Here is a 10,520-nt window from a genome sequence, read left to right on the forward strand (position 1 = left end):
CTTTATCTGTGAAATCGCAGCGTAGGCCGCACGATGCCGGCTGTCTGGCACACGACGCCGCAGCCGGCCATCGATAAAGGCGGACGCACCAGGCAGGCGAGGAGAAAAGGCATGGCGGATCTGGCAGGCAAGGTGGCTGTGGTCACCGCGGCGGCGCAAGGCATCGGCCGGGCAAGCGCGCTGGCTTTCGCCAAGGCAGGCGCCACGGTTCACGCCACCGACATCAACGAGCCGCAGCTGGCTGAACTCGCCAAGACATCCGGCATCAAGACCCGCAAGCTCGACGTGCTGAACGACGCGGCCGTCGCTGCTGCCTTCGCCGAGATCGGCCCGGTCGACGTGCTGTTCAATTGCGCCGGCTTCGTCCATTCGGGCTCCATCCTCGAAATGAAGGATGAGGACCTCGACTTCGCCTTGAACCTCAATGTCCACTCGATGATCCGCACCATCCGCGCCGTGCTGCCCGGCATGCTGGAGCGCGGCGACGGCTCGATCATCAACATAGCGTCGCTGGCGAGCTCGCAGAAGGGCGTGCCGAACCGCTTCGTCTATGGCCTGACCAAGGCGGCGGTCGTCGGCCTCACCAAAGCGGTCGCCGCCGACTATGTCGCCAGAGGAATCCGCTGCAATGCCATCTGCCCGGGCACGGTCGAGAGCCCGTCGCTGCAGGACCGCATGCATGCGCAGGGCGACTATGAGGCGGCGCGTGCCGCCTTCATCGCCCGTCAGCCCATGGGAAGGCTGGGTACGCCCGAGGAGATCGCCGATCTCGCCGTCTATCTGGCGGGAGCGACCTACACGTCGGGTCAGGCCTATAATATCGACGGCGGCTGGTCGATCTGATCGCCGCCGGGAAAAGACCGTTGGCGGACAGAAAGATCGCGCCCAACCCCGCGTTAATTGGCAGAGGATCGGAAAGTCTGAAAATCCTGCCCGCCGGCGGCCCTGAGCGCCATGCGTGCTTGCCGGAGATCGGGCTGACGAATACGGTCCGCCGGCCTTCGCAGTGAAGCCGTCATCCGGGCGAAGAGTGTTGCAAAACGGCCTTTGGCCGCAAGGTGGAGAAGAAAGATGAAGTTGTTGCGCTATGGCGAGGCAGGCAGCGAACGGCCCGGTCTGCTCGATCAGGATGGGACAATCCGCGACCTTTCGGCCTACATCCCCGACATCGCCGGCACGGCGCTCAATCCGGCTTCGCTGGACGTGCTCTCCAAGCTCGATCCGAAATCGCTTCCGGCCGTTTCCGGCAAGCCGCGCATGGGCGCCTGCGTTGCCGGCACCGGAAAATTCATCTGCATCGGTCTCAACTATTCCGACCATGCCGCCGAGACCGGCGCCACCGTGCCGCCCGAGCCGATCATCTTCATGAAGGCAAGCTCGGCCATCGTCGGGCCGGACGACGACGTGCTGATCCCGCGCGGCTCGGTCAAGACCGATTGGGAGGTGGAGCTTGGCGTCGTCATCGGCAAGACGGCGAAGTATGTCAGCGAGGATGACGCGCTGGATTATGTTGCCGGCTATTGCGTTGCACACGATGTTTCCGAGCGCGCCTTCCAGGCCGAGCGCCAGGGCCAGTGGACCAAGGGCAAGTCCTGCGACACTTTCGGTCCTATCGGCCCCTGGCTGGTGACCAAGGACGAGATCGCCGATCCGCAGAACCTGAAGATGTGGCTGACCGTCAACGGCAAGACCATGCAGAACGGTTCGACCAGGACCATGGTCTTCGGCGTCAAATATCTGGTGTCCTATCTCAGCCAGTTCATGTCGCTGCATCCCGGCGACATCATTTCCACCGGCACGCCGCCCGGCGTCGGCCTCGGCATGAAGCCGCCGGTGTTCCTGAAAGCCGGCGACGTGGTCGAGCTCGGCATCGAAGGCATGGGCCAGCAGAAGCAGACCTTCAAGGCGGACGAGTAAGGCTCGTATCTGGTCCGGGATTGCGTGAAGACAAATAGCCGGAGCGATTCTGCCAAAACGCTGAACCGCTCCAGCCGCCCGCCTTCGTGACAGGTCGCAGATTTCGCTGCGCCAGGTCGCGAATAGCGATTGAAAGTCATCTCCGGGCAGGGCGTTATGCGGCCCATGAAAGCCGTCATTGAATTCCCTCGCAAGGTCGTCGAATTTCCCGACATGGCCATCGTCATGCCGGATGGCTGCCAGCTGTCGGCCCGCATATGGATGCCGGAGGATGCGGCGGAAAATCCGGTGCCGGCGATCCTCGAGCATCTGCCCTATCGCAAGCGTGACGGCACCATCTTCCGCGATCAGCTGACGCATCCCTATTTCGCCGGCCATGGCTACGCTTCGATCCGCGTCGACATGCGCGGCAATGGCGATTCCGAAGGGCTGATGGACGACGAATATTCCGAGCAGGAATTGCAGGACGCCTGTGACGTCATCGCCTGGGCGGCCGCGCAACCCTGGTGCAACGGCAGTGTCGGCATGATGGGCATCTCCTGGGGCGGCTTCAACTGCCTGCAGGTCGCGGCAAAGCAGCCGCCGGCGCTGAAGGCGGTGATCAGCCTGTGCTCGACCGTCGACCGCTATGCCGACGACATCCACTACAAGGGTGGCTGCCTGTTGCTCGAGAATTTCGGCTGGGCCTCGACGATGCTCTCCTATTCGTCGCGTCCGCCGGATCCGCTGATTGCCGGTGGCAACCGCTGGCGCGACCTGTGGCTCAGCCGGCTGGAGAACCAGCCTTTCCTTCTGCCGCTCTGGCTCAGCCACCAGCATCGCGACGCCTATTGGAAGCGCGGCTCGATCTGCGAGGATTTCTCGGCTGTTCATGCGGCCGTGCTGTCGATCGGCGGCTGGCATGACGGTTACCGCAACACGATCTCCAATCTCGTCACCAACATCGAGGCACCGGTTAAGGGCATCGTCGGGCCCTGGATCCACAAATACCCGCACTACGCCGCGCCCAGTCCGGCCATCGGCTTCCTGCAGGAGGCGCTGCGCTGGTGGGACCGCTGGCTGAAGGGCGCCGAGACAGGCGTCGAGAACGATCCGGACTACCGCGCCTATGTCATGGACAGCGTGCGGCCGGCCCGATGGCATCCGGAGCGGCCGGGCCGCTGGGTGGCGGAGCGGGAATGGCCGTCGCCCAACATCAAGGTCGAGGTGACCGAGCTCGTTCCTGGTGGCGCCAAGCCGGCGATCGTCGCCTCGCCGCAGAATTGCGGGCTCGCCGGCGGCGAGTATTTTCCATTCACCTTCGGTCCGGAATTGCCGGGCGACCAGCGTCCTGACGACGCGCTTTCGGTGTGCTTCGACCAGGCCGAGCTCGAGCAGGCGATCGACATCGTCGGCGCGCCGGAGCTCGAAGTGCGGGTTGCCTCCGATCGGCGCCAGGCCAACATCGCGGTGCGGCTCTGCGACGTGCATCCCGACGGCGCCTCGGAGCTGATCTCCTATGGCGTGCTCAATCTCACGCATCGCAACTCGCATGAGTTCCCGCAGGCGCTGACGCCGGGCGAGACCGTCTCGGCACGCGTCGTGCTCGACCAGTGCGCCTATCGCGTGCCGGTGGGCCACAAACTGCGCGTTGCCATTTCGACAGCCTACTGGCCGATGATCTGGCCTTCGCCGGAGCCGGTGACGCTCGAATTGTCGGCGGCGACGCTCAAGCTGCCGCTTCGCCCGCTGGCGAAAGGCGACGAGGTCTCGTTCGCCGAACCGGAGGGAGCCACCCCCTGGGCGACGGAGACGATCAGGCCCACCAACTCCGAACGGCACATCGACCGCAATGAAAAGACCGGGGTCGTCACACTTTCCATAACGGATGATTTCGGCGAGGTGCGCGACCTTGCGCACGGGCTCGTCAACGGCAGCATCGTCCGGGAGACATGGGCGATCCATCCCGACGATCCGCAGTCGGCGACGGGAAGCACCCATTGGACGCAGACCTTGTCGCGGAATGAATGGTCGGTGCGGACCGAGACCTTCGCCAACATGCGCTCGGACGCCCAAAACTTCATCCTCAGCGCCAGAATCGAGGCCTATGAGGACGAGAAGCTGGTTTTCGAACGCAACTTCGAGCAGGCGATTCCCCGCGCCCTCGTCTGACTGCTGAAAGATTGGTCCAATGCGACGCGCCATTTACGCCACGGCATGTCGCATTCGGTCTTGCTTACAGCTTTCCGTTGCGGTCATTATCCCTCACAAGAAAACAAGAAACGACCGCAAGGTCGAACCATCAGAGTGAGGAACCATAATGTCTAAAGAACTCGAATATCTCAGCCGCCGTGTCGCGTCCGGCAAGCTCAGCCGCCGCGATTTCCTTGGCCGTGCCGCCGCGCTCGGCGTCACCGCTACCTTTGCCAATTCGCTGCTTTCGAGCGCTGCCCGCGCCGCTGGTCCGGTCAAGGGCGGCACGCTGAAAGCAGGCATGGTTGGTGGTGCATCCACCGACAGCCTCGACCCGGCGCTGGACGCCAGCCAGGTTCCGTTTGCCTTCGGCAAAGTCTGGGGCGAGACCTTGGTCGAACTCGCGCCGGGCGGCGGTGTCGAATATCTCATCGCCGAGGAGATCGGCGCGTCGGACGACGCCAAGACCTGGACAATGAAGATCCGCAAGGGCGTCCAGTTCCACAACGGCAAGGAAGTGACCCCGGACGACGTGGTGGCGACGCTGAAGCGCCACAGCGACGAGAAGTCGAAGTCTGGCGCGCTCGGCGTGCTTAAGGGCATCGACACCATCAAGACCGATGGCGGCAATGTCGTGGTCACGCTGAAGGATCCGAACGCCGACATGCCCTATCTGATGGCCGACTACCATCTGATCATCCAGCCGAACGGCGGCATGGACAAGCCCGACGCCGGCATCGGCACCGGCCCATACAAGGTGGCCATCAACAAGCCGGGCGTGAAGTACGGCGGCGAGCGTTTCGCCAATTACTGGCAGCCCGACAAATATGGTCATGCCGACCAGGTCGAGATCATCATCATCAACGACGCAACGGCGCGGACCGCCGCGCTCCAAGGCGGCCAGGTCAACATGATCAACCGCGTCGAGCCGAAGATCGTCGATCTGGTCAAGCGGCTGCCGGGCGTCACCATTCGCGCCGCCTCGGGCCGCGGCTTCTATCCCTTCAACATGTTCTGCGACACCGCACCTTTCGACAACAATGACCTCAGGATGGCGCTGAAGCTCGCCATGGACCGCGAGGAAATGCTGCAGAAGATTCTGCGTGGCTATGGCTCGGTCGGCAACGACATGCCGGTCAACAAAGCCTATCCGCTGTTCTCCGAGGATATCGAGCAGCGCAAGTTCGATCCGGAAAAGGCGGCAGCGCTCTACAAGAAATCAGGCCACAGCGGCTCGATCCTTCTGCGCACCTCCGACGTCGCCTTCCCCGGCGCGGTGGACGCCGCCCAGCTCTATCAGCAGAGCTGCGCCAAGGCCGGCATCAAGATCGAGATCAAGCGCGAGCCCGGCGACGGTTACTGGACTGAAGTCTGGAACAAGCAGCCCTTCTCGCTCTCCTACTGGGGCGGCCGGCCGACGCAGGACCAGATGTACTCGACGGCGTATCTCTCAACCGCCGATTGGAACGACACGCGCTTCAAGCGCCCCGATTTCGACAAGATGGTGCTTGCGGCGCGCGGCGAGCTCGATGAGGCCAAACGCAAGAAGATCTACCGCGACATGGGCGAGATGATGCGCGACGAAGGCGGTCTCATCGTGCCGTTCTTCAACCAGTTCGTCGACGCGACCGGCAAGGGCGTCGAGGGCTGGGTCGACAACCCGGCGCAGGAACTGGCCAACGGCCACGCCCTGATCCAGTGCTGGCTGCAGGCGTGACGAAGGAAAAGGAAGGGCCGGTCGAAACCGGCCCTTCCTTGCTTTCACAGCTTGCCCGAAAGGCAGGCGTCCCTTCCTGAACGTTGCGGGTTGCCGATGTCGTCTCCAATCTTGAAGTTGGTCGCTCAGCGCATCTTGCTGGGCCTGGTTCTTTTGCTGGCTGTTTCGGTCCTGATCTTCGCCGGCACCCAGATTCTGCCTGGTGACGTCGCCCAGGCGATCCTAGGCCAGGCCGCGACGCCCGAGGCCCTGGCCAACCTGCGCGAACAGCTCGGCCTGAATGATCCGGCATGGCTGCGCTACCTGCACTGGCTCGGCGGGATCCTGCACGGCGATTTCGGCACGGCCCAGTCGAGCGGGCTGGACATCGCAAGTTCGATCGGCACCCGGCTGAAGAACACGCTGTTTCTTGCCGCATGCGCGGCGATCGTCGCGGTACCGCTTGCGGTCATTCTCGGACTGATCGCCGTGCGCTACCGCAACGGCTTCGTCGACAAACTGATCTCCGGCCTGGCGCTCGCCTCGACTTCATTCCCCGAATTCTTCATCGGCTATGTGCTGATCTTCGTTTTCGCCGTGCATTGGCAGATCTTCCCGAGCATCTCGACGGTGGATGAATCGACACCTTTCCTCGAGCGGCTGCAGGCCGTCGTTCTGCCGGCTACCGCGCTCACGCTTGTGGTGCTGGCGCACATGATGCGCATGACGCGCGCCGCGATCCTCAACGTTATGCAGTCGGCCTACATCGAGACCGCGGAGTTGAAGGGGCTGAAGCCCTTCGACATCATCCGCAAGCACGCCTTCCCCAACGCGATCGCGCCGATCGTCAACGTCGTCATGCTCAACCTCGCCTACCTTATCGTTGGTGTCGTGGTGGTGGAGGTGATCTTCGTCTATCCCGGCATGGGACAGTATCTGGTCGACCATGTCTCCAAGCGCGACGTGCCCGTGGTGCAGGCGGTCGGGCTGATCTTCGCCGCGGTCTACATCACGCTCAACATAGTGGCGGACATCGCCGCCATCGCGGCCAATCCGAGACTGAGGCATCCAAAGTGACTGGCCCGATACGAAACGATCAGAGGGGGAACTGAGGCGAATGGCGCTGCGACAAATCCCATTCACCGCCTGGATCGGGCTTATCCTGACGGCCGCCTTTGCGTTTTGCGCCATATTCGCGCCGTGGGTCGCGCCGCACGGCAATGGCGAGATCGTCGGCGATGTCTGGGAGCCGATGTCGGCGGCCCATTGGCTGGGCACCGATAATCTCGGCCGCGACCTCATCTCGCGCATGATCTACGGCGCGCGCATCACCATTGAGATCGCGGTGGCGGCGACGGCGCTCTCCTTCTCGCTCGGCTCGATCCTCGGCTTCTCGGCGGCGGTGTTTGGCGGCTGGTTCGACACGCTGATGTCACGCTTCGTCGACCTCCTGATGTCGATCCCGACCCTGATCTTCGGCCTGGTCGTGCTCTCGGTGCTGCCGACGAACACGCTGACGCTGATCCTGGTCATGGGCATCCTCGATTCGACCCGCGTCTACCGCCTGTCCCGCGCGGTCGCCGTCGACATCAACGTCATGGACTACGTCGAGGCGGCGAAGCTGCGCGGCGAGGGCAGTGGCTGGATCATCTTCCGCGAGATCCTGCCCAACGCGCTGTCGCCGCTGGTCGCCGAACTCGGCGTGCGCTTCATCTTCGCCGTGCTTTTCCTTTCGGCGCTGTCCTTCCTTGGCCTCGGCGTGCAGCCGCCGGATTCCGACTGGGGCGGCATGGTCAAGGAAAACAAGGACGGCATCGTCTTCGGTATTCCGGCGGCGCTCATCCCGGCGGCCGCGATCGCGGTTCTGGCCATTTCGGTCAACCTCGTCGCCGACTGGGTGCTCAACCGCACGACAAGCCTCAAGGGAGGGCGCGGGTGATGGCTGACAGCAAAGCAAAATCCGGCCGGCTCCTCGACATCCGCAATCTGCGCATCGAAGCGACGGTCTATCCGCCGGGGGAAGCGCCGAAGACCATCACCCTCGTCCACGACGTCTCGTTGACCCTGGAAAAGGGCAAGGTGCTCGGCCTGATCGGCGAATCCGGCGCCGGCAAATCGACCATCGGCCTGTCGTCGATGGGTTACGGCCGCGGCGGCGTGCGCATCACCGGAGGCGAGGTGATCCTCAATGGCCGCGACATCCTCAAGGCCGGCCCGAAGGGCGTGCGGGCGCTGCGCGGGCGCGAGGTCTGCTACGTCGCGCAGTCGGCGGCGGCCGCTTTCAACCCGGCGCACAAGCTGATCGACCAGGTGGTGGAAGCCGCCCTTCTGCATGGCACCGCGACCCGGGGCGAGGCCGAGAAGCGCGCCGTGGCGCTGTTCAAGAAGCTTAGCCTGCCTAATCCGGAGACGATCGGCGAGCGCTACCCGCACCAGGTCTCCGGCGGCCAGCTGCAGCGCGTGATGACGGCGATGGCGCTCTGCTCGGAACCGGACCTGATCGTCTTCGACGAGCCGACTACGGCGCTCGACGTGACGACGCAGATCGACGTGCTGGCGGCGATCAAGGACGCCATCCGCGACACCCATGTGGCGGCTTTATACATCACCCACGACCTCGCCGTGGTGGCCCAGGTATCGGACGAGATCATGGTGCTGCGCCACGGCCGGCTGGTCGAATGGGGCGGCACGCGCCAGATCATCAAGGAGCCGCGCCAGGAATACACGAATGCGCTGGTGTCGGTGCATGAGATCGAGCACCAGGAGCAACAGCCCGGCACAGCGCCGATGCTTTCGGTGAAAAACGTGACGGCCGCCTATGGCGGCGGCCACGTCAAGGTGCTGAAGAACGTCTCGGTCGACATCTATCCGGGCCAGACGCTGGCGGTCGTCGGCGAGAGCGGCTCCGGCAAATCGACGCTGGCGCGCGCCATCACCGGCCTCTTGCCGCCAGAACAGGGCAGCGTCGTCTTCGACGGCCGCACGCTCGGCAACAGGCTTTCGGACCGGCCGAAGGAAGACCTGCGCCAGTTGCAGATGATCTACCAGATGGCCGACGTGGCGATGAATCCGCGCCAGACGGTCGGCACCATCATCGGCAGGCCGCTGGAATTCTATTTCGGCATGAGAGGCCGCGAGCGCGACAAGCGCGTCGCCGAGCTGCTCGACGAGATCGAGATGGGCAAGGGCTTCATCGACCGCTATCCGGCCGAGCTTTCCGGCGGCCAGAAGCAGCGTGTCTGCATCGCCCGTTCGCTCGCCGCCAAGCCGAAGCTGATCATCTGCGACGAGGTGACGTCGGCGCTCGACCCGCTGGTCGCACATGGCATCCTCAAGCTGTTGCTCAACCTGCAGCAGGTCGAGAAGGTCGCCTACCTCTTCATCACCCACGACCTTGCCACGGTGAAGTCGATCGCGGATTCGATCGCGGTGATGTATCGCGGCGAGGTGGTGCGCTACGGCTCCAAGAGCAAGGTGCTGACGCCGCCCTTCGACGCCTACACCGACCTCCTACTCTCCTCCGTGCCGGAAATGGAGATCGGCTGGCTGGAGAAGGCCATCTCGGGACGGCGCATGGAAAGCGCCGGCAACTGAGCTGGCGTCCTCTTCTCTGCGTTTCTGGGGCTTGGCCGGACTGGCCAGGCCCTCGATGCTGACCTCTCCCGCAAGACCGCATGGAGCCGCCCGTGGCGCTCACATCCAAACTGTTGCTCATCATCCTCGACGGCGTGCCGTACCGGAACTGGCGACGGCTGATGGGCAATCTCGAAGGCTGGGCGCAGTCGGGCGAGGCGCAGGTGTGGAAGATGCGTTCGGTGCTGCCGTCGACCTCGGCCTGCTGCTACGCCTCGATCCATACCGGGGTGACGCCACAGGTGCACGGCATCCTTTCCAACGAGAACCGGTTCCGGGTCGAGCAGCCGGATATCTTCTCCGAGGTCAGCAGAGCCGGCGGCAAGACCGGTGCGGTGACCCATTCCTACTGGTCGGAATTCTTCCGCTCCCACCCGTTCGATCTCGTCCAGGACATGGAGTTCGACGAGCCGGGCGGGCCGATCACGCATGGCCGTTTCCACACCATGACCGGCTACAATCTCAGGAACCAGACGACGCCGAGCGACGTCGACCTGTTCGCGACGCTGACCATGCTTACCCGGCGCCACGGCATCGACTACGGCATCCTGCACACCTGCACGCTGGACTCCATGGGTCATCGCTTCGGCCATGACTGCCACGAGATGGACCACGCCTGCTACGCGATGGACGGCATGCTCGCCGCCTTCCTGCCCGGCTGGCGCCAGGCCGGCTACGAGGTGATCGTCACCGCCGACCACGGCCAGACGAACCGCGGCCATCACGGCGGCCACGACGACGAGATGCAGGATTTCGCGCTCTATTATTTCGGCCCGGGCAAAGGTCCCGAGGCCGATACGCTGCTCGACCAGCTGCAGCTAGCGCCGACGGTGCTGAGCCGGCTCGGTGTGGAAGTACCGGCGACGATGAAGGCGAAGCCGTTTTTGGTTTAGCTCCCCCTTCTCCCGCAAGGGGCTAGCGTGCGCACACATTTGCTTCGGGCTCATTTTTGCGAGGCCAGAACGAAGCCGTGTGTGATGGCGTTGAAGCGTCTGAGGCCGTGGGTGAAGGTGATGGGCCCTGGCGGGCGTTCCTTTTCGTAGCCGTTCCAGCCTCCGAGCCTGGCGATACACCAGGCGGCCCAGGCGAGCGTGTGCGTGGG

The 10,520-nt window shown here is 64.0% G+C and carries 8 protein-coding genes; all 8 read left to right on the forward strand.

The genetic code is table 11. From position 1 onward, the window contains the following. Positions 1-111: 111 nt before the first annotated feature. Complete coding sequence (locus EOA38_RS16240; RefSeq protein WP_127299678.1) at positions 112-843, forward strand: SDR family oxidoreductase; 732 nt, start codon at positions 112-114, stop codon at positions 841-843. Positions 844-1,071: 228 nt separating this feature from the next. Next, positions 1,072-1,917, forward strand: coding sequence for a fumarylacetoacetate hydrolase family protein (locus EOA38_RS16245; RefSeq protein ID WP_126090692.1), 846 nt, complete (start codon positions 1,072-1,074; stop codon positions 1,915-1,917). A gap of 165 nt (positions 1,918-2,082) precedes the next feature. Further along, complete coding sequence (locus EOA38_RS16250; protein WP_127299679.1) at positions 2,083-4,068, forward strand: CocE/NonD family hydrolase; 1,986 nt, start codon at positions 2,083-2,085, stop codon at positions 4,066-4,068. Between the two features lie 148 nt (positions 4,069-4,216). Then, positions 4,217-5,806: an ABC transporter substrate-binding protein gene (locus tag EOA38_RS16255; RefSeq protein ID WP_126090690.1), complete on the forward strand. Its 1,590-nt coding sequence runs from the start codon at positions 4,217-4,219 to the stop codon at positions 5,804-5,806. Between the two features lie 96 nt (positions 5,807-5,902). Continuing rightward, positions 5,903-6,862 (forward strand): ABC transporter permease, encoded by a 960-nt coding sequence (locus EOA38_RS16260; protein ID WP_126090689.1) that lies wholly within the window; start codon positions 5,903-5,905, stop codon positions 6,860-6,862. A gap of 40 nt (positions 6,863-6,902) precedes the next feature. Further along, complete coding sequence (locus tag EOA38_RS16265; RefSeq protein WP_127220284.1) at positions 6,903-7,724, forward strand: ABC transporter permease; 822 nt, start codon at positions 6,903-6,905, stop codon at positions 7,722-7,724. After that, positions 7,724-9,379 (forward strand): ABC transporter ATP-binding protein, encoded by a 1,656-nt coding sequence (locus tag EOA38_RS16270; protein WP_127299680.1) that lies wholly within the window; start codon positions 7,724-7,726, stop codon positions 9,377-9,379. Before EOA38_RS16265 ends, EOA38_RS16270 begins: the two co-directional genes overlap by 1 nt. 92 nt (positions 9,380-9,471) lie before the next feature. Beyond that, positions 9,472-10,311 carry an alkaline phosphatase family protein gene (locus tag EOA38_RS16275; protein WP_127299681.1) on the forward strand — a complete coding sequence of 280 codons (840 nt, stop codon included), beginning with the start codon at positions 9,472-9,474 and terminating at the stop codon, positions 10,309-10,311. Positions 10,312-10,520 lie beyond the last annotated feature (209 nt).

Source organism: Mesorhizobium sp. M1E.F.Ca.ET.041.01.1.1 (assembly GCF_003997355.1).
In the GTDB taxonomy this organism is placed as follows: domain Bacteria; phylum Pseudomonadota; class Alphaproteobacteria; order Rhizobiales; family Rhizobiaceae; genus Mesorhizobium.

What these genes read in the sequence shown, in the direction of transcription:
- EOA38_RS16245 (WP_126090692.1), top strand. Translation starts at nt 1,072, where the DNA reads ATGAAGTTGTTGCGCTATGGCGAGGCAGGCAGCGAACGGCCCGGTCTG.
- EOA38_RS16265 (WP_127220284.1), top strand. Translation starts at nt 6,903, where the DNA reads ATGGCGCTGCGACAAATCCCATTCACCGCCTGGATCGGGCTTATCCTG.
- EOA38_RS16240 (WP_127299678.1), top strand. Translation starts at nt 112, where the DNA reads ATGGCGGATCTGGCAGGCAAGGTGGCTGTGGTCACCGCGGCGGCGCAA.
- EOA38_RS16250 (WP_127299679.1), top strand. Translation starts at nt 2,083, where the DNA reads ATGAAAGCCGTCATTGAATTCCCTCGCAAGGTCGTCGAATTTCCCGAC.
- EOA38_RS16255 (WP_126090690.1), top strand. Translation starts at nt 4,217, where the DNA reads ATGTCTAAAGAACTCGAATATCTCAGCCGCCGTGTCGCGTCCGGCAAG.
- EOA38_RS16260 (WP_126090689.1), top strand. Translation starts at nt 5,903, where the DNA reads ATGTCGTCTCCAATCTTGAAGTTGGTCGCTCAGCGCATCTTGCTGGGC.
- EOA38_RS16270 (WP_127299680.1), top strand. Translation starts at nt 7,724, where the DNA reads ATGGCTGACAGCAAAGCAAAATCCGGCCGGCTCCTCGACATCCGCAAT.